Here is a 24,048-nt window from a genome sequence, read left to right as displayed (position 1 = left end):
TAATCTTCTTAATCCATTAAACCCTAAACTACCGGGCGTAATCAAACGTTATAAACAACAACTACTTTGTTTATAGCGACTATGAACCGCCCGTTACTTACCTGTCTGTTCCTGCTGCTGAGCATTTCGGGATTACGCGCGCAGGTACAATACACCACTGAAGTCCCCCAGGTCGACGACGTGAACGACCAGGATGTCAGCATCAAGCGAGTCGAGCTAACCGAAAAATACACGATCATCTACATGAAGTTTGAAGCTAAGCAACAGCGCGGGCTATCCAGACGATCGTGGCCGTTCCCAATTCCCACGCCGGACGGTGGCATAACCATACCACAAACTGCTCAGAACACTATCGGGTTTGAGCCTACCTCCCGGCTGTACGTCAATCAGGGGGAGCGGTCTTATAAATACATCCGGGCCGAAAATATTCCGCCCGAGATGCGCCGGGCGGTGCAGCCGGGCGAACGGGTTGATTTTGTGGTTTATTTCGAACGGATCGATCCGGGTTATACTACCTTCGATCTCTTCGAGTGTAAAGACCGGGGCACCACGGTTTGCTTCAACTTCTGGGGGGTACACATCATCAACCCACGCCGGAAAGAAGCCTATTCGCAGCGTACGCCCAGAGCACCGGCGCCGGTTCAGCCAAAGCCGCAGCAACCCCGCTACACGCCCCGTACAAGCCCAGGCCTTGGTACACCAAAGGAAACGCCCAATCCAACTGTGCCTGTTGCACCCACACGCGTAGCTATCAATGGGGTAACGACCGACGCTAAAACGAAAAAACCAATCGTCGCTACGGTGACATACCGACTGCTTTCGGGTGCTGAAGCCTCCGGCGACGATCCGGCCGATTCGGTGCGTAGTGTCGATCCAACCGGAAAATACCAGATTCCAATCGAACGCAGGGGAGTGTATGTATTAACCGCTTCGGCGAAAGGCTATTTTAGTCGGAGTGATACACTGGCAACCAACCGCGTCGACGTAGGGCTGGATTTTAGTTTGGTGCCGATTGAAGCCGGGGCCAAAATCACGTTGAAAAATATTTATTTCAGCGCGTCAAAATACGATCTCAAGCCGGAATCTTTTCCAGAGCTAGACCGGCTCGTGGGGGTTATGCAAGCTAATCCGACCATGCAGATTCGGTTGGAAGGGCATACCGATACTGTCGGGGAGTTCGATGCCAATGTCGAGTTATCACGCAATCGGGTCAATGAAGTGAAGCGATACCTGGTCAGCAAAGGTATCGGTGCCGGGCGGATCGAAACCGTCGGGTACGGTCCTTCACGACCCATAAATACCAATAAAAGCCTGAAAGAGCGCCCCGAAAACCGACGGGTCGAAATGGTTGTTGTAAACGTGTAAAAGCCATTCAATAGTCATTGCCAGTCATTTTGTTGTTTCGATTGTTGATAACCAAGAATGCCAGTAAGCCGCTCTGGCTTACTGGCAATGACATTACATGACTTGGCATGAAACCTAATTTTGATCTCAACGTGGTGCTGGCTCAGGTTGAAGCCGCTATCAGACCCTATCCCAAAGCGGCTATGTTCGACTTGTTCGAGCGTGGGTACAACACGCTGTTCGAGCAACTCATCTCGTGCATCGTCTCGATCCGGACCCTCGACGAAACAACCATACCGGTGTCACTGCGCCTGTTTGAGAAAGCGCGAACGCCCGAACAGCTGCTGGCACTGGATATTCCGACGCTGACCGAGCTTCTTTACGGCACGACCTATCCTGATCAGAAAGCGTATACAATGCGTGGCATTGCCGAGCGGATCGTAAACGAATTTGGGGGCGAACTACCCGCCGAGTATACCACGCTCACTTCCCTGAAAGGCGTCGGTCCGAAATGCGCAAATCTGGCGCTTGGGGTCGCTACGGGTCAGGCTGCAATCAGTGTCGATATCCATGTGCATCGGGTAGTGAACCGCTGGGGATTTGTGCAGACCAAACAACCGGAGCAGACTTTAAAAGTGCTGGAAACAAAGGTTCCCCGCGAGCAGTGGGTGAGTATCAACCGGTTGTTGATGCCCTTCGGAAAACACGTCTGTACGGGCACACTGCCGCATTGCTCTACCTGCCCGGTCTTACCCTGGTGCGAACAGGTGGGGGTGGAGCGGCATCGTTAATTGTCCTCCGTCATGGCCTCTTTCAGGCTTGCCAGCGTCTCGCGGCACCACTGGTTGAGTTGTTTGTAAAGACTTTCCTGCTGCTGAGCTGTCTGCTCGACCAGCGTCTGATTCTTTATCGTATCGGCCGTCGCCCGGTTGATATCAGCAACGGTGGTACTGGTTGCCTGAATCGGAAGATTGATGCCGTTGTTCTCCGCTACCAGATCGGTCAGCGTAGCCCGGTAACGGCCATATTTGGGTTCGATGGTGAGTATATATCGGACAACCTGACCATTGATGGGGTACGACGATCGGATGAACAGAATGTTGTGTTCCTGATCGTACTGCTGCTCGGTGGTTAGGCTAGCCCGGTAGTGTTGTTGGGCCCAGGTTTTTGCCTGTTCCATGAGCTGGCGAGCCGGACGCTTGCTGTCGGGTACCCGCACAATTTCCTGATATTGCACCTGGCCTGATTCATTCGTCGGTAGCCTGATCTGTGCCAGCGCATTAAACGAGCAGGCAAGCAGAAGCAGCAATGCATATTTCACGAGACTGAGTTTTGGCGATAAAATAAAGCGTATGGTCATCCGTCTGGTCTGATTAACGGTACGAATCAACGAAAAAATCTATTGTCTGACGAATCGTATAGCGCAACCTCCTCCTTTAGCCAGATGAATGGGTAGTTTGGTTTGGCTGGTCACGCGCTTTTTCTCGATGGTATACGCTTCAGGATTTGTCTGCCAGTCGGCGCTAGTTGCATCCCGATACAGCGTAGCTTCATACGACCGTCCGGTTTCTAAAAAGTCTAATGAAATCGTCTGATCCCGGCTGTCTTCGTCGGTGATCGAGCCGAGAAACCAGTCGGATTTTCCTTTGGCTTTGCGGGCAATCGTGATATAATCGCCGGGTTCGGCGGCCAGGATTTTCGTATCGTCCCAGTCGACGGCTACGTCCCGGATAAACTGAAGGGCATCCCGATGTTTCTCATAATTTTCCGGCAGATCGGCGGCCATTTGCAACGGGCTGTAGATCGTAATGTACAAGGCCAGTTGCTTGGCGAGCGTCGTACGAACCCGCGTGGTTCGTGTGCTGTCGAACTGATCGAGTTTGAAACGAAACAACCCCGGTGTGAAATCCATGGGGCCACCCAACATCCGGGTGAAGGGCAAAATGGTAGTATGTTCGGGCGTAATGCCTAGTGTAGGGGCATTGTTGAATTCGCTACCCCGGGCGGCTTCGCTGGCCATCCAGTTCGGATACGTGCGGTGCAAGCCCGTCGGCCGGGACGATTCGTGCGAGTCCAGCATGATTTTGTACTGAGCCGCTTTTTCGGCTACGCGCTGGTAATGGTTCACCATCCACTGGCCGTCGTGGTGCTCGCCCCGCGGGATAATCCGACCTACATAACCGGTCTTCACGGTATTGATGCCTTCCTTCACCATGTACTGAAAAGCGGCATCCATCCGACGTTCGTAGTTGGTTACCGAACCCGACGTTTCGTGGTGCATGATGAGCCGGACCCCTTTTCGCTGGGCGTAGGCCGTTAGGGAGTCGAGATTGTAATCCGAGTAGGGGGTTACGAAGTCGAACACGTTCTCTTTCCAGTTGCCGAACCAGTCTTCCCAGCCCACGTTCCAGCCTTCGACCAATACACCATCGAATCCATTTTTGGCCGCGAAGTCGATGTAGGTCTTTACATTCTGCGTATTCGCGCCGTGTTTGCCACCCGCTTTTTCCCAGGTCGCTTTGCCGACGTGCATTTCCCACCACATACCCACAAATTTCTGCGGTTTGATCCACGACGGATCGGCAATGGTCGAGGGCTCATTGAGGTTCAGAATAAGTTTGGAGGCTAGCAGGTCCGTGGCTTTATCGCTGACGATGATGGTTCGCCAGGGCGTTTTCGCGGGCGTTTGTAAATACGCTTTGTTGCCCACCGCATCAGGAACCAGTTGCGTGGTCAACCGGAGCGCTTTCTTATCCAGCTTTAAATGCATAACCGGATAGTTAACCAGAGCGGCTTCGAAAAGACTGATATACAACCCCTCACTCGTTTTGAACAACAACGGCGACTGAATAACGTCGGCACCCGCCAGCGACTTCAGCGCGATGTCTTTCTCTTTACTAGCCGCTGCCAACGCATCGACTTCGCTCAGTTTGGTGGTGTTATAGAGGTATTCGTTGGTGTCGTAGTCGCCGGGTATCCAGAAGGTTTTGTGATCGGCCGCCAGCGTGAACTGGGTTTTCTCGTCGTCTACAACAAAGTGAGTGAGTGCTTTTTGCTCCGGAAACTCATACCGGAAACCAACGCCATCGTTAAAGACCCGGAACCGCACGCGCACCGAAATACCGGATGACGCTTTATCGGCCAGTGTGAGAGTTAGCTGCTTATACTGATTGCGAATCAGGCTCACCTCGCCCCAGACCGGCTTCCAGGTTTCATCGACGGTGGTAGAATCCGAAGCGGTAATCGTAAAGGTGGTCAGCGCCAGTTGGGGCTTACTGAAAACAAAACCCAGGCCAGACGGTTCGATAACTTTTTTGCCTTTGTATGAAACCTGATAGGTTACGCTGCCATTGCTAAGGTTTCTGACCGTTACTACGACAGCCTTATCGGGCGAGGAGAGCGAGGTTGTCGACTGAGCATACAACCCCCATGCCGGGCCCAGGAGAGCCAGGCAGGCGAAAAATCGAAGGGTAAATGACATGCTATCATAGGTTTAGGTGAGGCTTTGGTTGGTACTTATTTGCCCCGCTTCCAGACAATGTAGTCCGTTACGGGTGCTTCGCTGAGCATCGGTCGGATGAGCTGTACGACCTGCCCGCGGTGATAAGCTGCGTGATGGCTCATGTGCGTGAGCAGATCGATCAGTAAATCCCGATACGGTGTACCCTGGGCGTTTACGTAGTCTATGGGTTGGCTCAATTCCGCTTCCGTCAATCCCGACACATAACTGCTGATCTGTCGATGCTGTCGCTCGGCGGTTTCACTCATCCAACTGACCGGAATATCTTCCCAGATTGACACAAATACCGACTCGTGTGCCATGCGGCCGTACCAGACATGCTGAGCCGCCAGCACGTGCCCCATTACGGCCACTGCGCGCGCTGGCGGATTCTGGACGGAGTCGAGCGCGTCGATAACCCGCATATTTGCCCAGAGTTCGTAATCCAGTAACTGAATCAGGTAGTCTTTCATTGGATGCCACGCTTCGTTGCCTGATAAAGAGCTTCTACAATATTCGTTCGTGTGTTCAAGGTACTAATTTTATTGTTGTTTCGGGTCGGATATACCCGATTGGACAGAAAGACGTAAGTCAGGTTATAAGCCGGATCGGGCTCGACCCACACAAACGTACCTGTGAACCCTGAATGCCCGAAGCTGGCTTTCGTTGCCGAGCGGGGCGCGTTGCCCGTATACGTGAACGATGGTTTGTCGAAGGCCAGTCCGCGCCGGTTGCCTAACTCCGGAAACTGGTAGCGCGTAAACTCGGCGATGGTTTTGGCCGAGATAAATTGCTGCCCACCGTAGCTACCCTTCTGTCGGTACATTTCGTACACCTTCATCAGATCGTTGGCTGTACCGAACAAACCCGCGTGCCCCGACAGGCCGTCGAGCATGGCCCCGCCTTCGTCATGAACGCGCCCCCAGATGAGCGTCTTCCGAAACAGCGAATCGTATTCGGTCGGAACGATGCGGTCGAGGGAATAGAACCGACGGGGTTTGAAGGTCAGCGTGCTGGCTCCCAGCGGTCGATAGAAGGTCGTTTTGAGGTAATCTTCAAAGTTTTCGCCGGTTAACCGCTTGACGATCTGTGGGTAAAGGATAAACGACAGGTCGGAGTAAACGTACTCTTTTTTCGCGTTCAGGGGCGAGTCGCGGATTTGCTCAAAGATCGTTTGCGGATACCGCCGGAACTCATACAGGCTATCGGTTACCTCGATCGGATACCGGCTGGAGCGTTCAGGTTTGAAGGTTTTAGGCTTCCAGGTGCCATCCGGATTTTTAGTGTCCATCCAGAATGCTATCCAGGCTTTCAGCCGGGCCTGGTGTGTGAGTACATCCCGCCACGCCAGATTGGCTTTGTTCGATTTCTTGAAATCGGGTAAGTAATCGGCCATTTTACCGTTCAGGTTGAACTTTCCTTCATCAACCAGCCGCATCAGCGCGGGCGTGGAAGCACTGACCTTGGTAACCGACGCCATATCATATAAATCATCCAGCTGAACCGGTTTGGGTTCGGCACCCAGCGAGGCATCGTAGGTATGGTTTCCATACGCTTTGCGGAAAATTACTTTACCGTTGCGGGCCATTTGCACCACGCAACCCGGAAATGCCCGTTGCGTAAGTCCTACATTGACCAGCGAATCGACCTGTTGCGCCAGATACCGGCTGTCGATACCCACCTCCTCCGGAATAGTGTATTTCATGCGGCCATTGGGTTGAACGGACAATCCATCCCCCAGCCGAAACCGCTGGTTGACCGTGACCGGTAGTTTACCCGATGCTCCGATTCCCCCAAAAATCAGCTGAGCCGCCAACTCTTCCGTATAATTCGTGAGCTGATACGGCATCACAATGGCCCGCGCCTGCTCGATGCTGCGAGTAGACTGGACCGTATCCATCGGAAAGGTCAGTTTATCTAAAACGTATGCATTTCCGAATACCGTAACGACAGCCTTGCCAGTTGCTACAAACTCGCTTACCAAGGCCGCCGTTCGGGCCTGCATGCCGTATTTTGCCGTTGGACGGATGTTGTTCAAGTGGACATCCACCAGAATCAGGTTATAGTTCTTAAGCGAATCGCGCAGAGTCGCCAGCGTGGAATCCGGGGTTTTGGAAGTCAGGTTAAAATGATCGACCTGTGTATAATTGCTGGCCATTTGCTGAAAAGCTGTGATCTTATCGCTTTCGATAGACACCGAGGCAATGCGGAGCGTATCCAGCCGCTGTAGGGGTAGCAGATTCCGATCATTTTTGAGCACCGTCAGGCTGGCTTCGGTGAGTTTGCGGTTGAGCAGATCGTCTTTGGGCTGGTTAAGGTCGTCCACCAGATTGTCCAGCACGATGGGTTTGTACTGATCCAGACCAGCCCAGGCTTTGGCCCGCAGTACTTTCAAACAGCGGGCATCCAGCGAAGCCTGACTGATGTGTCCGGTTGCCACGGCTACTTTAATTTTGGCCAAAGCGGCCGGAACATCTTCGGTAAATTCCAGCACATCGAGGCCCGCTTCGATCCCCATCTCGTCGGCCTGCCCCGACGGAAAATATTTGGTCAAGCCCTTCATGTTCATGGCGTCCGAGAAGACCAGACCCTGAAAGCCTAACTCATCTTTAAGCAGGTTCGTAACGATAGGGGGCGACAGGGTAGACGGACGATTGCGGGTAGTGTCGAGCGCCGGAATATTCAGGTGAGCAACCATCACCCCCGAAGCACCGGCCCTGATGAGTTCGCGGAATGGGTATAGCTCCAGTGAGTCGAGCTGAGCACGGGTTTTGCTGATGAGCGGCAGGTCGTAATGCGAATCGGTCCCTGTATCGCCGTGGCCTGGAAAATGCTTCAGGCTAGTCAGCAACTGGTTATCCTGCATGCCGCGCATATAGGCGAGGGCTTTTCGGGCCACGGCATATTTGTCTTCACCGAACGACCGGAAATTGATGACTGGATTATTCGGATTGTTATTTACATCGACCGTTGGGGCAAAATTGACCTGCATACCCAACCGACGCGCTTGCCGGGCCACGCTGGCTCCCATCTGATACAACAGCGAATCATTGCCTTGAATGGCTCCTAATGTCATCTGGTAGGGATACCGAACCGTACTGTCCAGGCGCATGGCCAAACCCCATTCGGCATCCATCGCAATCAGGAGCGGTACGGGCGAGGCTGCCTGCAGGCGGTTGGTCAGTTGGGCCTGCCGCATGGGGCCGCCCTGAAACATAACCACTCCACCCAGTTTATTTGTGCGGATTAGGTTCAACAGTGAATCTTCGTAAGCGGGTTTCCGGTTCGAATAGCCCGCTACCATAATCAGCTGGGCAATGCGATCATCGGGCGACATATTCGTAAACACCGAATCGACCCAGCAGTTCTGGCGGGCATTGAGTTGAAGGAACGTAGGCGTTGTTTGCGCAAAAGCCGTTGTGAAGAGCAAAACACTGAAAATAGCGAATAAAATGGACCGGCCGAAGGTCATAGATAAATGCATGAGGTCGTGAAGCGTCAAAAATACAAAAACTATCGCCTGAGTCTACGAAACGGCTACCGGATGAATTGGTTCGATTACCGATGGCCAGGAAAGCGATAATAATGCAGGTTTAGGAGTAACAGCGATGGGAGTGGAATGGCTGATTGATAACTCTTTACGGCTTGTTTTTCAGCTGATTAATAGGGAATAGCCAATAGCTTATTAATAGTGAGCAGAGGCCATGTGATCAAATAAAACAAATTAGCCTTTCGATAGGAGGTCCATTGGCAACCATTCATAAAAAGATTCTGCCATACTCTGGACTGTCTGTGGCTTGATTCTCAAGCAGGTCTTTCTATAGGCTGATCCATTATATTTATAGCGGCCTTGTAGGTAAGCGGTCAAAAAGACTGAAACCTAAGAATAAAATGACCTTCTTCTCTTTTATGAAGTACACCCAACAACCTGTCCTCGTAATCAAATCCTTAATAGTCCCTACATTATTGAAGACTGTAAATCTGTTGGCCATTTTTCTTTTTGTATGGGTAAGACCGATCTCCGCTCAGAACATTCGTTACGTTTCAACAACAGGCACTAATACAGATCCAAACACAGCAATCAGTTGGGCCACGAGCACCACCGATCTCCAAGGCGCAATCAGTTCTCTGTCGGGCACCGATGATCAGGTTTGGGTAGCGGCAGGCACTTACAAGCCTACCACTGGCACCGATCGCACCATTAGTTTCATCATGAGAAATGGGGTTGCTATTTACGGAGGATTTCCTGCTGATGGGTCGGGGACGATGTCTAACCGCAATCCAGCTCTGCAGCCTACTATTCTATCAGGTGATATAGGCGCCCTCAATGACTATTCTGATAACACTTATCATGTTATTTATACCTCCAGCCTGAATAATAGCGCGGTTTTGGATGGCTTTACTATTACTAAGGGCAATGCCAGCGGACAAAGTGTTAGTAGTAGTTCAGGAGGAGGTATCTATAACCTCAACAGTAGCCCCCGACTAGTGAACTGCATCATTAAGGATAATCGAGCTGGAGCCGGGGGAGGAGGGGGAGGAGTATACAACTACAACAGCAATCCTCAATTCATCAATTGTTTGCTAGTGGCTAATCTGTCGCAAGGTCTTGGTGGGGCAATTTACAACGCTACACAAGCTAGACCTACGTTCCTTAACTGCACGATTGTTAATAACTCAGCCCAGGAATTGGTAAATTCAGGCGGTGCGATCTATAACTTCAATAGTAGCTTTCCTACACTGATGAACTGTATTGAGTGGGATAATGGAGGAGAAGATGCTATCGCTAACGATGTTTCTGGTATTACATATGCTAGCAATTGTTTGCTCGAGCCAGGTGTAACTAACTTATTCCCACTCGGCCCAATCTTAAAAATAAATCCCATATTTGTCAATGCCGCTGGAAACGATTTCCGTCTCCAGCCGAGTTCTCCAGCTATCAATGCAGGTAATAGCCTGAGTTACACGACTGCCAATGGACCCACCACCGATCTAGCAGGTAGCTTGAGGATACAAAACGGAAGTATTGATATCGGAGCCTTCGAAACGGGTCTTTATGCTGACTTAACCCCTGTGTTATACGCCCGGCCCGGAATTGCCAATAATAGCCTGACACTGGTGGTAGATGTATTTAATATTACTCAGACACCTACTAATGGGAATATAATTGTTCGTATTACGAAAGACCCTAAAGTAAATTTGAGTTTTGATAATAGTCTAACCAGAGTTGGTGACAAGCCAGTACAAAACAGCAACTGGACTCTCAATAGCACCAATCCGAACTACTATGTACTCAGTACCAGTCAATCCATCACTGGTGGTGATCTCCGTTCGATCGGACTAACGGGTATGTTGGCCCCAGCGAGTACAGCTGGAACGCTGAGCATGAGCGCTACAGTCGAGGGCGGTGGCGAAACTAATCTGGAAAACAACACCGATGCCGATAAGATCGAGTATTTTCAGCAGTGAACTTAATAAAGTTATCGCTCTACGGTTGAACGATAAGACGATGTTTGCGGACTGCTCCCCGTTCCTGCACCTCTAAGATATAAAGACCGGGAATTAAATTAACAGCAGGTCTGAGTTGTACTTCCTGCTCACCAACTACTTTTCGCGTCAGACGTAGTTCTGCTCCAATGCCTGAATACAGATGTAGTTGGGCCGTGTCAGGCTCATCCAGTTGCAGTGTAAAGATACCATTGCTCATGGTAGGGTTTGGATATACTCCATATCGCCCATCAATGATCACTGACTTAGCAGCGAAGGTCTTGCTGCTGCCATCGGTATCAATCTGCCGCAAACGATAATAACTGGTGCCTCGGTAAGGATTAGCATCAATGAATCGATATGAATTAACGCTGTTACTGGTGCCTGCTACATCACTCACCTCACCGACTGCTTCAAAGCGGACCAAGTCTTTGCTGCGCTCGATTACATATTTCTGGTTCGCCTGCTCCCAGGAAGTGCTCCAGTCAAGTAGAGCAGTGTAATTCTCCTGAGCTTTAACGGTGAAGTTTACTAATGAAACCGGTAGCGACACACCTGTCGTATGGGTAAGAATTGTGGTGAAATTGTTCTCAAGTGGCTCTGGATTCGCTGAAGCAGCGCCAGTTACACCACAGGCTGCGCCAATCGTATTTATGTATGTATTCTCAGAGGCACGAGTCACTTTGGCGGAAATGACTATGTCAAAGCTAGTCGAAGGTTCAATAGGTATGTTTTTCTGTATGCCCTCAATACATCCAGAAAACGAATTATAAGTCACATCAAAATAATTTAGTAACTCACCAGACACTGCATCCACAGGATTGACTGCATTAAATGTGCAATAAGAAGTTAAGCAAATAACGAATCCCATTTTGTTAGCTGCCCTGTCGCCTTTTATAGCTACAACTCCGTTGTTGCCAATCGTAAAGGTCATTGAAAAGACAGAGCCAACATTGTCTAGAGGAGCTGGAGCAAGGTCCCGACTGATAATGGCTGCATCAGACCCCCGCTGAGCAAAGGTATTTAAGCTAAACAGAAGGCAAAGAAGCCCAATTAATATAGCGTAGAGTTTCGTCATGTTAAAAGTAGAGGAGCAGTATTAACGTATAATCGGGGCAAAAATAGCCAGACTTTTACTATTAGAAATGGAGTTCATTTAGCATTTAGGCTATTCTTACAGGTTTTGCAGGAATCCGAAGCCTTACCGGTTTTACTGCTTAAGACTAATACCCTAAAATTGCCTTGTAGACAGTGTGGGGCTTTTGTCAACAAACGGAAGATAAGGTGACAAGATGTGTAAACAAGCTTTTTATATAAGTGGTCTAATTGTCTTGAGTAACACCCACTAAAATACGTACGGTGCGAATTGGATAAACCAATAAAAAAAGCACCTACAAATTTCTTTGTAAGTGCTTGATTAGTAATGTGGGCCAGGCAGGGCTCGAACCTGCGACTTACTGATTATGAGTCAGGCACTCTAACCAACTGAGTTACAAGCCCGTTGCTGATCAATTGCTTGATTTCAGCAGGGCAAATTTATAGCTTTTTCTGCGGGATTACAAGACGGGGCGAATTATCCAGCGAAAATCCTGTCAATTCTCTGAATCCTGTCCGGTATCTTTGTTCAATGGCATCGCCCAACAAGAAAAAGATCCTGAATGACCCGGTTTATGGGTTTATCACGATTCCGACCGATCTGCTCTTCGATCTGGTCGAACATCCATATTTTCAGCGGCTTCGGCGGATCAAGCAGTTAGGGCTGTCGGAATACGTGTATCCCGGTGCGTTGCATACGCGCTTCCATCACGCGCTGGGAGCCATGCACCTGATGGGGCAGGCCATGAGCACCCTGCAAAGTAAAGGCCATGCTATTTCCAGCGATGAGTGTGAGGCCGCTCAGATCGCTATTCTCCTGCACGACGTCGGACACGGACCGTTCTCGCACGTGCTGGAATGCTGTCTCCTCGACGACGTACCGCATGAGCAGATCTCGCTGATGCTGATGCATGAGCTGAATGGGCAGTTCAAGGGGGCGTTAACCCTGGCCATCCGCATGTTTGAAGGCACCTACGAGCGCCCCTTCTTTCATCAGCTCATTTCGAGTCAACTGGACATGGACCGCATGGACTACCTCAACCGCGATGGCTATTATACGGGCGTGGCCGAAGGAGCCATCGGTGCCGAACGGATAATCAAGATGCTCGATCTGGTCGACGACCAGCTAGTGGTGGAAGCGAAGGGCATTTTAAGCGTAGAAAACTTCCTGAACGCCCGGCGGCTGATGTACTGGCAGGTGTATCTGCACAAAACCTCGATCTGCTGTGAGTCGATGCTGATTCAGATTCTGCGCCGGGCGCGGTTTCTGATCCGGCAGGCTGGTTTCGAACCCGTTTACGCGCCCGAACCCTTTAAGCTTTTTCTGCGGGAAAGCGTTTCGCTGACCGATTTTCAGACTAAGCGTATCTACCTGGATGCCTTCACAAAATTGGATGACTTCGATGTCTGGTCCTGCATCAAGCAGTGGGCGCAGCACTCAGACCTGGTTCTGTCGACGCTTTGCCAGATGCTGCTTGACCGAAGATTATTCAAGATCATTCTGTCGACGGAACCGTTTGCGGGCGAACTGCTGAATGAACTGGAGGAACAGTTGCGTGGGGCGGGGGTTCCGGATGAGATCATGGGCTATTTTCTGGTCGAAGGGCAGGCAACCAATGCCGCTTATTTACCTTCCGGCGATCGGATTGCGATTAAGCTGAAAACGGGTCGTGTCATCGACATTGCCGATGCCTCCGACCTGTCGAATATTCAGGTACTGACCAATATTGTTCGTCGATACTACGTCTGTTGGGCCAAGGGCATACCCCTTCCGCAGTCGGTTAGCTTCTGAATGGACGCTGTGGGGCCGATAGTCGATTCAATCGCTACGGTGTTTGTCGGGTCAATGCAGGAAACTATTTCAAGCAATGTTATACGAAAAGTGCAATTTGTTAGTTACCTTAGCGCCCTAATCGCTCGTTGCTAACGAGTGTTTTGCGACGGCCGTCATACGTATATGAAGTTTACAGTCAAGCAGATAGCTACACTGCTGGGGGGCGAAGTCGCCGGAAATGATGCACTGGCAATCACCGGATTAGCCAAAATCGAGGAAGGGAAACCAGGAGACATTTCGTTCCTGTCGAATCTTAAATATGAACCGCATCTGTACACTACACAGGCTTCTGCGGTGATTGTCGATCGGTCGTTCGAGCCCAAAAAGCCGGTTCTTTCTGCACTGATTTTTGTCGAAAACTCCTACTCGGCGTTTACGCGTCTCCTTGAAGAATACCATAAGCAATTGATTTTTTCGCGTGTGGGCGTCGAGCAGCCGTCTTACCTCGGTGAAGGCAGCCAGGTGGGTGAACAGATCTACCGCGGAGCGTTTTCCTATATCGGCCGCAACTGCCAGATCGGGCAGAACGTCAAGATTTATTCGCAGGCGTATGTTGGCAACAATGTACGCATTGGCGATAACACTATCATTCATGCCGGTGCCCGGATTCTGGACAACTGCGTTATTGGCCGGCATTGCGTCATTCATCCTAACGCCGTTATTGGCAGTGAAGGATTCGGATTTGCTCCTCAGCCCGACGGAACGTACAAAACGATTCCTCAGCTAGGGAATGTCATCCTGGAGGATTGGGTCAATGTCGGATCGAATACGACGATCGACTGCGCCACGATGGGCTCGACGATTATCCGCCAGGGAGCTAAACTGGATAACCTGATCCAGATCGGTCATAACGTCGAAATTGGTCGAAACACCGTCATTGCGGCCCAGACAGGCATATCGGGCTCTACTAAAATCGGCGACAACTGTGTTATTGCGGGTCAGGTTGGCTTTGCCGGGCACTTGTCGATTGCCAATGGTACCAAAGTGGGGGCCCAGTCGGGTGTGGGGAAAAGCATATCCGAAGAAGGGACCTCGATCAATAGTTCGCCCGCTTTTGGATTGAAAGAAAGCATGCGTTCACTGGCCATTTTCCGGCGTTTGCCCGACCTGGAACAGCGCGTAACGAAGTTGGAAAAGAAAAATGAAAAATAGTCGTCAGAAGCTTACTTACATCGACTCTCTACTGACGATTATCAACTGATAATGAATACCAAACAACAGACGATTCAAAAAGCCGTTTCGGTATCGGGAGTAGGCTTGCACACGGGTGTTTCGGCAACGATGACCTTTCTGCCCGCTCCGACCAACCACGGCTATAAATTCCAGCGCGTTGATCTGCCGGGTCAGCCGATTGTGGATGCGGATGTGGATAACGTTGTCGATCTTTCGCGCGGCACCACCATCGAACAGAGCGGAGCGCGGATTCATACGGTCGAGCATACACTGGCGGCACTGGTTGGTTTACAGTTAGACAATGTCCTGATTCAGCTTGACGGACCGGAGCCGCCAATTATGGATGGTTCTTCGATTCAGTTTATCGACGCTCTGCGCGACGCGGGTATCGAGGAGCAGAACGCCACCCGCAACTACTTCGAAGTAAGCGAGTATGTCCATTACCGGAATGCCGAGAAAGACATTGAAATGGCTGCTCTGCCGCTGAACGATTACCGCCTGACGGTTATGGTCGATTATAATTCACGGGTAATCAGCAGCCAGCATGCTTCCTTGAATGACATCAGCCAGTTTCCTGATCAGATCGCCAGTAGCCGGACGTTTGTGTTTCTGCATGAACTCGAAGCACTCTATAAACAGAATCTGATCAAAGGCGGAGACCTGACCAATGCGATCGTGATCGTCGACCGCGATGTGCAGGATGGTGAGCTAGATTACCTGGCCGACTTGCTGCATAAGCCGAAGGTGAGCGTAAACAAGCAGGAAGGCATTCTGAATAATATTAAGCTGCACCACCCCAATGAAATGGCGCGGCATAAACTGCTCGACGTGGTAGGTGATCTGGCCTTGATCGGCCGACCCATCAAAGCGCAGATTCTGGCTGCCCGGCCAGGCCATGCGGCCAACGTAGCCTTCGCCAAAAAAATCAAAAAACTGATTCAGAAAAGCGCGGCCAATCAGGTGCCGCAGTACGATCCGACGCAGCCGCCCGTGCTGGATATCAACCGGATTTCACAACTGCTGCCCCACCGATATCCGTTTCAGATGATCGACAAGATCATTGCACTGGACGAAAACAGCGTGGTGGGTATTAAGAACGTGACCATGAACGAGCCTTTCTTTCCCGGTCACTTTCCCGGAAATCCGGTGATGCCGGGGGTTATGCAGCTCGAATCGATGGCGCAAACCGGTGGAATTCTAGTACTTAGCACTGTTCCTGATCCTGAAAACTACTGGCCATATCTGATCGGGATCGAGAATTGCCGCTTCCGGCGCAACGTTCTGCCAGGCGACACCGTAATCTTCCGTTGTGAGTTTACGTCGCCCATGAAACGGGGTATTGTAAAGATGCAGGGACGGGGTTACGTAAGCAACCAACTGGTGTGCGAAGCCGATATGATTGCCAGCCTGGTAAGAAAAAAATGAATAATGAACAATGAATAATGTTGAGTTGCGTCTGCACCTGCTTCATTCATTATCCATTGTTCATTATTCATTGTTCATTATTTGAAGAAATGATTCAACCATTAGCATATATTCATCCGGAAGCGAAGATTGCGCAGAATGTGGTAATTGAGCCGTTTGCCATTATCCACAAAGACGTTGAGGTTGCCGAAGGAACATGGATTGGTTCGCATGCAGTGATCAATGAAGGAGCCCGGATTGGGCGCAACTGCAAAATTTATCCGGGGGCGGTAATTTCATCGACTCCCCAGGATTTGAAATTCAACAATGAATATACCCGGACCTACATTGGGGATAACACAACGATCCGCGAGTATGCAACCATCAGCCGGGGAACGGAAGAGCACTGGAAAACCGAAATCGGAGCCAACTGCCTGATTATGGCCTACGCGCACGTGGCGCACGACTGCCGCATCGGTAATCACTGCATCATTACCAACAACGTGCAGATGGCCGGTCACGTACACATGGGCGACTGGGCGATCATTGGTGGATCGAGCTCAGTACTTCAGTTCACCCGAATTGGGGCCCATGTCATGATTTCGGGGGGCTCACTGGTTCGTAAAGACGTGCCGCCCTATACTAAAGCCGCTCGCGAACCGCTGTCCTATACCGGTATCAACTCGATCGGACTGCGTCGGCGCGGGTTTGAAAATGACCAGATCAATCAGATTCAGGAAATCTACCGCTACATCTACATGCGCGGCCTGAATAATGCCGATGCGCTGACGCAGATTGAACTCGAACTACCGCCTTCGGATGAACGTGACGAAATCGTGAACTTCATCCGCAGTTCGGAACGGGGCATCATGCGTGGCCCATCGACGAACGGTGAGAAAGAATAAGCTTCAATGAATAATGTAAAATGACTAATGCATAATGGATAATGATTTTCGAGAGGGCGTCATTATCCATTATGCATTAGTCATTATTCATTTATGAAAATAGTCGCCGAGCAGTTAGGAAAACGGTACCGGAAAGAATGGATCTTCCGGCGCGTTGATCTGACCCTGCGTGCCGGTACAAGCTACACGTTCGTAGGCCCGAACGGAAGCGGTAAATCCACTCTCCTGCAAATGCTGGCCGGGAGTATACCCGCTACCGAAGGACAATTGACCTACTCCCGAAATAATTCGGTGATCGAGCCAGACGACTGGTTTCAGCAGATTAGTATTGCCGCTCCATATCTGGAACTGGTTGAGGAACTGACCCTGGACGAACTGCTGACGTTTCACCAGACCTTCAAACCTTTCAAAGCGGGTCTAACGGCCCAACTCGTCGCCGAACGATTATTACTCGCGCACGCCCGGCACAAAGAAATAAAGTATTATTCGTCGGGGATGAAACAACGGGTAAAACTGGGCCTGGCGTTCTTCTCTGAATCGCCGGTCGTTATCCTCGACGAACCCACCTCCAACCTCGACCGCCAGGGCATGAACTGGTATCAGGAGCAGGTGCGCCAGCTCGCGCCCGATCAGCTCCTGCTGATCGGCTCCAACCAACCCGAAGAGTACGATTTCTGCCCCAATGTGCTGGATGTGATGCAGTGGAAATAAGTGCCACTTATGCATGTTCTGCAAAACCAAAAGCGGACCTCTTTTTGAGACGGCCCGCTTTGGAAACTTACTCTGCTGCTTTTACAAAAGATCAATCAATATCATTGCCAGGTGAATGACGAAGCTGGTGGCGAAGGCCGGGAAAATATACTTGACCGACATGGCCGACAGAATCGGTATCAGCACCAGCAGGAAGCAAAGCATGCTGGTCAGGAATTGCCAGTCGCCACCGTGCAAATAAGCCATCAATAGCAATACCGTTGGCGACAGCAGGCAGCCCTGAATGGCAAGCGCCGTAACGGCCCAGCCGAAGCGGTTGAATTCAGCTTTTGCGACAAAGTTTTTATAAGCGGTTAACCAGTTAGTGGCCGGCGCGTTGGTATAGACGGTTGAGTGAGTCAGGGTTGCCATGATCGTTGTGCGTTTATTTGATGGCACAAAGTACGCGCTGGCCTCTGGCACCCCACATGACCTGTATCAGCTCATCCCCTGATCTTTTTACACTCGATTAATTCGTCCATTTTCCGTTTACTAACCGCCAGATATGTAACGGGTTGTCGGCCTTCAGCTCGTCAGGCAATAGTGCGTCCGGAAAATTCTGGTAGCAGACTGGCCGCGTAAACCGCAGAATGGCGTTGGTGCCGACGGACGTCGAGCGGGAGTCTGTGGTGGCCGGGTAGGGGCCACCGTGCTGCATGGCATGGCTGACCTCAACACCCGTCGGAAACCCGTTGATCAGCAGACGCCCTACTTTTTGCTCCAGAATCTCCAGCAGATCGGCGTATTCCAGCAGTTCCTCCTCCGTACCGTAAACGGTGGCGGTCAGATGCCCCTCCAGTTCATGAGCCACTTTCAGCAACTGATCGCGGCTACCCGCCTGCACTACGATACTGCTCGGTCCGAACACTTCTTCGGCAATCAGCGGATTGGCCAGCAAGGTTTCGGCGGTGGTTGTCAGGAGCGTCGGGGTACCATGCGCAAAGCTTTCAACGGCTGTAGCCTTACCAACTACCTGAACACCCTGGGTACTACTTAATTTATCAATTCCGGCTGTAAATGCCCGCTGAATACCCTGAGTCAGCATGGCAGCCGGCTGGCTTTTGAGCACGGTATTTCCGGCTTCCTGCAAAAAAACATCGGCTTCGGCAGATTGCTGAATGACGGCCAGCCCCGGATTCGTACAAAACTGACCAACGCCCAGCGTTACCGAATTGATGTAAGCGGAGGCCAGCGCTCCACCTTTTTCCTGGAGAATTTTTGGTAGAAAGAAAACGGGATTGGTACTGCCCATTTCGGCATAAACCGGAATGGGTTCCGGACGACGGGCGGCTGCATCGAACAGCGCTTTGCCACCCCGCAACGATCCAGTAAATCCGATAGCTTTAATGGCCGGATGCTCCACTATCGCCATGCCTACTGCTGTCGTACGACCGTGGACCAGCGCAAACGTTCCCGCGGGCATGCCGCTGGCGGTCACCGCGCGCTGAATTGCATCACCGACCAGCTGCGAGGTGCCGGGGTGAGCAGGGTGGGCTTTCACCACGATCGGGCAACCAGCCGCCAGGGCCGAAGCCGTATCGCCCCCTGCGACGGAAAAGGCCAGCGGAAAATTACTGGCGCCGAAAACACCGACAGGTCCCAGTGGGCGTAACATCTGCCGCAGATCGGGACGAGGGAGCGGCTGACGGTCGGGCAGGGCTGTGTCGATACGGGCGTTGACCCACGAACCTTCGCGCAGGTAATCGGCAAACAACCGCAGCTGCCCGGTGGTGCGACCCCGCTCTCCGGTCAGGCGCGCCAGCGGTAAGCCGGATTCCGCCTGAGCACGTGTCAATAGCTCATCGCCAATGGCTTCGATTTCGGTAGCGATCTGCTCCAGAAACCGGGCTTTTTCAGCGCCCGACTTTTTGCGATACTCGCCGAAAGCCAGAGCTGCCTGCTCACATGCCTGAGCAACTTCCTGAGGAGTAGCTTCCTGAAAAAAACCGGGTAAAGGTTCACCTGTGGCCGGATTGATACCCTGAAATGAGTCGGCAATGGGGGTGGAAGGTGCGTTTGTCATAACGAACGGAAAGGGCTAAAATGAGTGGGCAAAAGTAGCTGGATTTTTTCGTGCTACCACGGACTTTAGTGCGTAAAGTCGTAGGCTAGGCATAAGATCAAGCCACTATGAACTAAAATCTGTAGTATCATCAACGAACCGCCGAGCGGAGGGCCTAAAACCGCTGGGGCTCTCCCGTTTCTGCACCGTAAAAATAGCCCAAATCATTTGTATCAGCCTGCCTGGTTAGGCAAACCGATTCGGGCTGAAGGCCGATACTTCCATGCTGTCGGCTGCGCCATCTACCAGCTCGCTCACTAGTTTTCCCGTGGCGGGCCCAAGACTAAGCCCCATCATTCCATGCCCCGTTGCCAGGATAACATTCTCGTATCGCTCCGTCCGGCCAATATAAGGAAGACCGTCGGGGGAGCAGGGACGTAAACCACGCCAGACGGTATCGATACCGGGCATGTCGACCGGAATGTCCGGGTAATACTGGTTGATCGACTGAACGATGCCCCGCACTCGATTCATGTTTACGGTCATATCAGTGCCCGCTACTTCGAGTGTGCCAGCAAAGCGCAGATTAGATCCCATGGGTGTAGCGGTGGCGCGGGCTTCGAGCATGATGGCCGGTACACGTACGTTGTTTGCAACATGCCGAAGCATGAAACTATATCCTTTGCCTCCCTGCAACGACAGGTTTACGCCCAGGTAGCGGGCAATAGTGGGTGACCAGGCTCCGCCAGCCACAACAACGGTATCGATCGGAAAATCGCCCTGCACGGTTTGTACCGACGTAACTCGCGAACCGGTTTTTTGGAACCCTGTGACGGTATGATTTTCCAGAATCGTGACTCCTACCTGCCGAAGGTAAGCGACCAGCGCCAGAATGAGTTCGTTTGGATTTAGGTGGGCATCGCCCGGAAAGAGAATTCCCCCGCGAACTGTGACCCGTGTAGCGGGTTCCAGATCCTGCACCTGCTGGCTGCTAAGCACCTGCGCTTCGATACCGGCCCGGTTGGCAATGTCGGCTTCTTCGGCCATTTCATGTTCGGCAGAAGCGGTTTTATAGAGCATCAGCAGGCCCCGTTCCTGCCATTCGAATACCAGATCGCCATTGGCGGCTAAATCCTGATACAAAGTCTTGCTCAGCAGGCTCAGATCGCGCAGCAACGGAATCGACCGCTCAACGTGTTCGGGAGTTGAATGCTGGTAAAACAACCAGCCCCAGCGCAGCAAGTCGGCATTCAGCCGGGGTTTGACATAGAACGGACTGGTCGATTTGAGCATCCAGCGCATACCCTTCGCAATCATACCGGGCTGGGCCAGCGGAATGATATGGCTAGGCACGATCATGCCTGCATTCCCGAAAGAACAGCCATCGGCAATGGTACTCTGATCGAACAGGGTTACCCGGTGCCCTGCCTTGTGGAGATAGTACGCCGAACAAAGTCCGACGATGCCTCCGCCAACGATACCCACCTGTGTCATATTACCTGAAACCCGTGTACATACGGATCGTCTTCGTCCAGAATGATATGATTATAACCATAAATGCGCGCCCAACCTTCGATACTCGGCACAATAGCCGGCCGGCCCGCCAACTCGGTTTCTGCTTCGATGCGCCCATTGAAAATCGAGCCGATAATACTCTCGTGCACGAACGTATCACCCGGTTTGAGTTTTTCCTTCGCGTACCACTGCGCCATTCGGGCTGAAGTGCCTGTGCCGCAGGGCGACCGGTCGATGGCTTTATCACCGTAGAAAACGGCGTTGCGGGCAGTCGAAGTTTCCTGTAAGGGTTTGCCGGTCCAGAGAATATGGCTCAGTCCGTTGATGGTTGGGTTTTCGGGATGTACGAAGGTATACTGTTCGTTCATTCGTTGCCGCATGACCCGTGCCCAGCCAACCAGTTGCTCGGCCTTATAATGCTCCAGCCCCGGAAAATTGGGCTGTGGATCGACAATCGCGTAGAAATTACCACCGTAAGCCACATCGACGATGAGCGGTCCCAGCTCGGGGCATTCGACGGTGAGCTGTTCGGCGGCCAGATACGACTTGATATTCGTAATTTTCACCGAGGTAACCTTTTTCCCGTCCTGCTGGTATTCCGCCCGAACCAGCCCCGCCGGTACTTCCAGATTCAAAACGCCCGGTGTTTTGGGTCGGATCAGGTTCTGTTCGATGGCTACGGTTACCGTGCCGATTGTGCCGTGTCCGCACATGGGCAGGCAGCCCGAGGTTTCGATAAACAACACCCCGGCGTCGTTGGCCGGATCGGAGGGCGGGTACAGAATGCTCCCCGACATCATGTCGTGCCCACGGGGTTCGAACATGAGCCCGGTACGTATCCAGTCGTACTCACGCAGAAAGTGCTGTCGCTTTTCGCTCATGTTGGCGCCCTGCAGGAAGGGAATGCTGCCGCCCGTCACGACCCGAACCGGATTGCCACAGGTATGGGCGTCGATACAGAAAAAATGAAAGTCAGACATGGGGATTAATGGATAATGTATAATGATTAATGAATAATGTTCAGACAATAGAATCAACACAAACCAGCATTATTCATTAATCATTATACATTGTTCATTACACATTGACTACCGGCCGCTTGGCCAGTGCCGTTTCAATGATGTTCAGAACCTGTTCGCGTTCGGCACCGATGAGCGGCAGCCGCGGGGCACGAACGTATTCTGAGCCGAGGCCGGTTGCGGTTGCCGCCAATTTAATGTACTGGACCAGTTTAGGGTGAATATCCAGCTCAAGCAGCGGCATAAACCAGCGGTAAATTTCCAGTGCTTCGGCCACCTGACCGGCTTTGGCTAGTTCATAAATAGCGACGGTTTCCTGCGGGAAGGCATCGACCAGACCACCTACCCAGCCATCGCAACCGAGTAGCAACGCTTCCAGGGCTAGTGTATCGACACCACCCAGCAGCTTATACCGATCGCCAAAGGCATTTCGCATCCGAGTCACGTTGGTGAGGTCGCGCGTCGATTCTTTTACGGCCTGAATGTTCGGTAGTTTAGCCAGTTCTTCGAACATCGCCACGGTGGTCATGATCTTGTAATCGTACGGGTTGTTATAGATCATGATCGGAAGCGCGGTTTCCTGCGCTACTGCTTTGAAGAATGTCACTGTTTCGCGGGCATCGGCGGGGTAACGCATCGGCGGCAGCAACATTAACCCATCGGCTCCGTTAGCCTCGGCTTCGTGCGCGCGGGCAATGGCCTGTTTAGTGGCCTGCTCGGCAATGTTGACCAGCACTGGCACCTGACCGTTGCTGACGCCGAGGGCTGAATTCAACAGCTCAATTTTTTCGTCGTTCAGCAGCGTACTGGCTTCACCCAGTGAACCACCGATGATGAATCCATGTACCCCCGCGTCGAGCTGTGCGCGTAAGTTTTTCTCGAAAAGTGGCAGATCCAGCTGATCATCAGCCGTAAAAGGAGTCAGAAGTGCGGGATACACACCTTCCCACTGGACAGAAACCTTCATAATCGTAGACAGATTTGTAAGCGTGATATTCGATACTCAAAGTTCAATAGTTAGGTGGAAAGTAGCTAGTTAACAATTCGTTGGTTCTGATACTATTTTCACTAGATTTGCAATTAAGGGAAGAAAATTCTGTCAAATGGATACCAATGCGCCCGTTATTGTTCAAAGTTCCGACCGTCGATGATCGCTCCTTCCGGGTGGAGCAGGATCACCTGCCGCATTTTTATGGTCAATTGCATTTTCATCCGGAAATACAGCTGACGCTGATTCAGCAGGGTGAGGGTACGCTGATCGTGGGGGATAGAATCGATCGTTTCGATCGCTATGATGTACTGCTGCTAGGGGCCAACCTGCCCCATGTATTGCGAAGTGATCCCGCGTATTTTCAACCAAATGCCACCTTACGCGCTACTTCGGTTTCTATTCTGTTTCGTCCCGAGCAACTCGAAGCAAATGTATTGGCTCTGGCCGAAACCCGGCATTTAAAGACCCTTTTGCAGGAGGCCCGGCACGGGGTGCGGCTGCGCTGCCGGGAAGGCAGCGACCTGGCGATCTACCTGGAATCGTTACCGGATTTGCGGCCATTCGAGCAGTTGATGACCCTGTTACGCGTGCTGGATACCCTGGCGACGAACCCCGAGCGGGAGGTATTGTCGGTAACGGCTTATGAGCAACCCCGGCGACCCGACGATCACCGGCGGCTGGAACAGGTTTTTTCGTTTATTTTTCAGAACTACGCGTCGCCTATCTCGCTGGACGACGTGGCCAACGTGGCGAATCTGACCCCTGGTGCGTTCTGCCGGTTTTTTCGGCAGCATACCCGCAAAACATTTTCGCACGTATTGAACGAGGTGCGGATCGAACATGTCTGTCGGCATCTGCGCGAATCCAAACAAACCATAGGGCAAATTGCGTTTAGTAGTGGATACACCAACTTATCGAATTTTAACCGTCAGTTCAAAGAGATTACCGGCATGCCACCGGGCGAATACATTCGGAGCTATCAGCTGTAGGGTAAATCTACCGGCATAGGCTAATTTTATCTTTCGTTTTC

The 24,048-nt window shown here is 51.7% G+C and carries 19 protein-coding genes and 1 tRNA gene; 9 read left to right on the top strand and 11 right to left on the bottom strand.

Features of this window, described 5'->3' with window-relative positions:
- The first annotated feature begins 81 nt into the window (after positions 1 to 81).
- Both ACYVC2_RS31780 and ACYVC2_RS31775 read left to right on the top strand, forming a co-directional pair.
- A complete protein-coding gene (locus ACYVC2_RS31780; RefSeq protein ID WP_461109639.1) occupies positions 82 to 1,365 on the top strand; it encodes an OmpA family protein in 1,284 nt (427 codons plus the stop codon).
- Between the two features lie 107 nt (positions 1,366 to 1,472).
- On the top strand, positions 1,473 to 2,135 hold the full coding sequence (locus tag ACYVC2_RS31775) for an endonuclease III domain-containing protein (protein ID WP_461109637.1): 663 nt from the start codon (positions 1,473 to 1,475) through the stop codon (positions 2,133 to 2,135).
- Here ACYVC2_RS31775 and ACYVC2_RS31770 read toward each other — a convergent pair.
- The 4 genes from ACYVC2_RS31770 to ACYVC2_RS31755 all read right to left on the bottom strand — a co-directional run bounded on the left by ACYVC2_RS31770 (position 2,132) and on the right by ACYVC2_RS31755 (position 8,315).
- Positions 2,132 to 2,665 (bottom strand): hypothetical protein, encoded by a 534-nt coding sequence (locus ACYVC2_RS31770; RefSeq protein WP_461109635.1) that lies wholly within the window; start codon positions 2,663 to 2,665, stop codon positions 2,132 to 2,134. The two genes, ACYVC2_RS31775 and ACYVC2_RS31770, sit on opposite strands and share 4 nt — an antisense overlap.
- Before the next feature lie 78 nt (positions 2,666 to 2,743).
- Complete coding sequence (locus ACYVC2_RS31765; protein WP_461109633.1) at positions 2,744 to 4,825, bottom strand: glycoside hydrolase family 97 protein; 2,082 nt, start codon at positions 4,823 to 4,825, stop codon at positions 2,744 to 2,746.
- Positions 4,826 to 4,860: 35 nt separating this feature from the next.
- Positions 4,861 to 5,316 carry a DinB family protein gene (locus ACYVC2_RS31760; RefSeq protein ID WP_461109631.1) on the bottom strand — a complete coding sequence of 152 codons (456 nt, stop codon included), beginning with the start codon at positions 5,314 to 5,316 and terminating at the stop codon, positions 4,861 to 4,863.
- Positions 5,313 to 8,315: a glycoside hydrolase family 3 N-terminal domain-containing protein gene (locus ACYVC2_RS31755; protein ID WP_461109750.1), complete on the bottom strand. Its 3,003-nt coding sequence runs from the start codon at positions 8,313 to 8,315 to the stop codon at positions 5,313 to 5,315. Before ACYVC2_RS31755 ends, ACYVC2_RS31760 begins: the two co-directional genes overlap by 4 nt.
- A 419-nt stretch (positions 8,316 to 8,734) precedes the next feature.
- On the opposite strand from ACYVC2_RS31755, the gene ACYVC2_RS31750 reads away from it, so the two are divergent.
- Positions 8,735 to 10,312, top strand: a complete 1,578-nt coding sequence (locus ACYVC2_RS31750) for a choice-of-anchor Q domain-containing protein (RefSeq protein WP_461109629.1) — start codon at positions 8,735 to 8,737, stop codon at positions 10,310 to 10,312.
- A gap of 19 nt (positions 10,313 to 10,331) precedes the next feature.
- Here ACYVC2_RS31750 and ACYVC2_RS31745 read toward each other — a convergent pair whose 3' ends face one another.
- Entirely contained in the window at positions 10,332 to 11,408 is a 1,077-nt protein-coding gene (locus tag ACYVC2_RS31745) for a T9SS type A sorting domain-containing protein (protein WP_461109627.1), read from the bottom strand.
- A gap of 348 nt (positions 11,409 to 11,756) precedes the next feature.
- Positions 11,757 to 11,830, bottom strand: a tRNA-Ile gene (locus ACYVC2_RS31740).
- A 127-nt stretch (positions 11,831 to 11,957) separates the two neighbouring features.
- On the opposite strand from ACYVC2_RS31740, the gene ACYVC2_RS31735 reads away from it, so the two are divergent.
- The 5 genes from ACYVC2_RS31735 (at position 11,958) to ACYVC2_RS31715 (ending at position 17,452) form a co-directional block, all read left to right on the top strand.
- Entirely contained in the window at positions 11,958 to 13,217 is a 1,260-nt protein-coding gene (locus tag ACYVC2_RS31735) for an HD domain-containing protein (RefSeq protein WP_461109625.1), read from the top strand.
- A gap of 165 nt (positions 13,218 to 13,382) precedes the next feature.
- The gene (gene lpxD / locus ACYVC2_RS31730; protein ID WP_461109623.1) at positions 13,383 to 14,411 is read left to right on the top strand and encodes a UDP-3-O-(3-hydroxymyristoyl)glucosamine N-acyltransferase; all 1,029 of its coding nucleotides are present in this window, start codon (positions 13,383 to 13,385) and stop codon (positions 14,409 to 14,411) included.
- A 51-nt stretch (positions 14,412 to 14,462) separates the two neighbouring features.
- Complete coding sequence (locus ACYVC2_RS31725; RefSeq protein ID WP_461109621.1) at positions 14,463 to 15,857, top strand: bifunctional UDP-3-O-[3-hydroxymyristoyl] N-acetylglucosamine deacetylase/3-hydroxyacyl-ACP dehydratase; 1,395 nt, start codon at positions 14,463 to 14,465, stop codon at positions 15,855 to 15,857.
- 89 nt (positions 15,858 to 15,946) lie between these two features.
- Entirely contained in the window at positions 15,947 to 16,741 is a 795-nt protein-coding gene (gene lpxA, locus ACYVC2_RS31720; protein WP_461109619.1) for an acyl-ACP--UDP-N-acetylglucosamine O-acyltransferase, read from the top strand.
- Between the two features lie 93 nt (positions 16,742 to 16,834).
- Positions 16,835 to 17,452 (top strand): ABC transporter ATP-binding protein, encoded by a 618-nt coding sequence (locus ACYVC2_RS31715; protein WP_461109617.1) that lies wholly within the window; start codon positions 16,835 to 16,837, stop codon positions 17,450 to 17,452.
- Positions 17,453 to 17,533: 81 nt separating this feature from the next.
- Here the strand turns inward: ACYVC2_RS31715 and ACYVC2_RS31710 are convergent, their stop codons facing one another.
- The 5 genes from ACYVC2_RS31710 to ACYVC2_RS31690 form a co-directional block, all read right to left on the bottom strand.
- The gene (locus tag ACYVC2_RS31710; RefSeq protein WP_461109615.1) at positions 17,534 to 17,863 is read right to left on the bottom strand and encodes a hypothetical protein; all 330 of its coding nucleotides are present in this window, start codon (positions 17,861 to 17,863) and stop codon (positions 17,534 to 17,536) included.
- A gap of 97 nt (positions 17,864 to 17,960) precedes the next feature.
- Positions 17,961 to 19,514, bottom strand: a complete 1,554-nt coding sequence (locus tag ACYVC2_RS31705) for an aldehyde dehydrogenase (NADP(+)) (protein WP_461109613.1) — start codon at positions 19,512 to 19,514, stop codon at positions 17,961 to 17,963.
- Positions 19,515 to 19,739: 225 nt separating this feature from the next.
- Positions 19,740 to 20,987, bottom strand: coding sequence for an NAD(P)/FAD-dependent oxidoreductase (locus ACYVC2_RS31700; protein WP_461109611.1), 1,248 nt, complete (start codon positions 20,985 to 20,987; stop codon positions 19,740 to 19,742).
- Positions 20,984 to 21,988, bottom strand: coding sequence for a 4-hydroxyproline epimerase (locus ACYVC2_RS31695; RefSeq protein WP_461109609.1), 1,005 nt, complete (start codon positions 21,986 to 21,988; stop codon positions 20,984 to 20,986). Before ACYVC2_RS31695 ends, ACYVC2_RS31700 begins: the two co-directional genes overlap by 4 nt.
- 97 nt (positions 21,989 to 22,085) lie before the next feature.
- Entirely contained in the window at positions 22,086 to 22,994 is a 909-nt protein-coding gene (locus ACYVC2_RS31690; protein WP_461109607.1) for a dihydrodipicolinate synthase family protein, read from the bottom strand.
- Between the two features lie 146 nt (positions 22,995 to 23,140).
- Between ACYVC2_RS31690 and ACYVC2_RS31685 the strand changes: the two genes are divergently transcribed.
- Positions 23,141 to 24,007: an AraC family transcriptional regulator gene (locus ACYVC2_RS31685; protein WP_461109605.1), complete on the top strand. Its 867-nt coding sequence runs from the start codon at positions 23,141 to 23,143 to the stop codon at positions 24,005 to 24,007.
- Positions 24,008 to 24,048 lie beyond the last annotated feature (41 nt).

Source organism: Spirosoma koreense, assembly GCF_054777875.1.
The sequence above is the reverse complement of the archived record's forward strand: the minus strand, read 5'-3'. Positions and strand labels throughout refer to the sequence as shown.

Excerpts from the sequence above, each read along its gene's own strand:
- ACYVC2_RS31735 (WP_461109625.1), top strand. The coding sequence starts at position 11,958 with ATGGCATCGCCCAACAAGAAAAAGATCCTGAATGACCCGGTTTATGGG.
- ACYVC2_RS31715 (WP_461109617.1), top strand. The coding sequence starts at position 16,835 with ATGAAAATAGTCGCCGAGCAGTTAGGAAAACGGTACCGGAAAGAATGG.
- ACYVC2_RS31780 (WP_461109639.1), top strand. The coding sequence starts at position 82 with ATGAACCGCCCGTTACTTACCTGTCTGTTCCTGCTGCTGAGCATTTCG.
- ACYVC2_RS31705 (WP_461109613.1), bottom strand. The coding sequence starts at position 19,514 with ATGACAAACGCACCTTCCACCCCCATTGCCGACTCATTTCAGGGTATC.
- ACYVC2_RS31700 (WP_461109611.1), bottom strand. The coding sequence starts at position 20,987 with ATGACACAGGTGGGTATCGTTGGCGGAGGCATCGTCGGACTTTGTTCG.
- ACYVC2_RS31750 (WP_461109629.1), top strand. The coding sequence starts at position 8,735 with ATGACCTTCTTCTCTTTTATGAAGTACACCCAACAACCTGTCCTCGTA.
- lpxD (WP_461109623.1), top strand. The coding sequence starts at position 13,383 with ATGAAGTTTACAGTCAAGCAGATAGCTACACTGCTGGGGGGCGAAGTC.
- ACYVC2_RS31695 (WP_461109609.1), bottom strand. The coding sequence starts at position 21,988 with ATGTCTGACTTTCATTTTTTCTGTATCGACGCCCATACCTGTGGCAAT.
- ACYVC2_RS31745 (WP_461109627.1), bottom strand. The coding sequence starts at position 11,408 with ATGACGAAACTCTACGCTATATTAATTGGGCTTCTTTGCCTTCTGTTT.
- ACYVC2_RS31725 (WP_461109621.1), top strand. The coding sequence starts at position 14,463 with ATGAATACCAAACAACAGACGATTCAAAAAGCCGTTTCGGTATCGGGA.
- ACYVC2_RS31755 (WP_461109750.1), bottom strand. The coding sequence starts at position 8,315 with ATGACCTTCGGCCGGTCCATTTTATTCGCTATTTTCAGTGTTTTGCTC.
- ACYVC2_RS31685 (WP_461109605.1), top strand. The coding sequence starts at position 23,141 with ATGCGCCCGTTATTGTTCAAAGTTCCGACCGTCGATGATCGCTCCTTC.
- ACYVC2_RS31775 (WP_461109637.1), top strand. The coding sequence starts at position 1,473 with ATGAAACCTAATTTTGATCTCAACGTGGTGCTGGCTCAGGTTGAAGCC.
- ACYVC2_RS31765 (WP_461109633.1), bottom strand. The coding sequence starts at position 4,825 with ATGTCATTTACCCTTCGATTTTTCGCCTGCCTGGCTCTCCTGGGCCCG.
- ACYVC2_RS31760 (WP_461109631.1), bottom strand. The coding sequence starts at position 5,316 with ATGAAAGACTACCTGATTCAGTTACTGGATTACGAACTCTGGGCAAAT.
- lpxA (WP_461109619.1), top strand. The coding sequence starts at position 15,947 with ATGATTCAACCATTAGCATATATTCATCCGGAAGCGAAGATTGCGCAG.
- ACYVC2_RS31710 (WP_461109615.1), bottom strand. The coding sequence starts at position 17,863 with ATGGCAACCCTGACTCACTCAACCGTCTATACCAACGCGCCGGCCACT.
- ACYVC2_RS31690 (WP_461109607.1), bottom strand. The coding sequence starts at position 22,994 with ATGAAGGTTTCTGTCCAGTGGGAAGGTGTGTATCCCGCACTTCTGACT.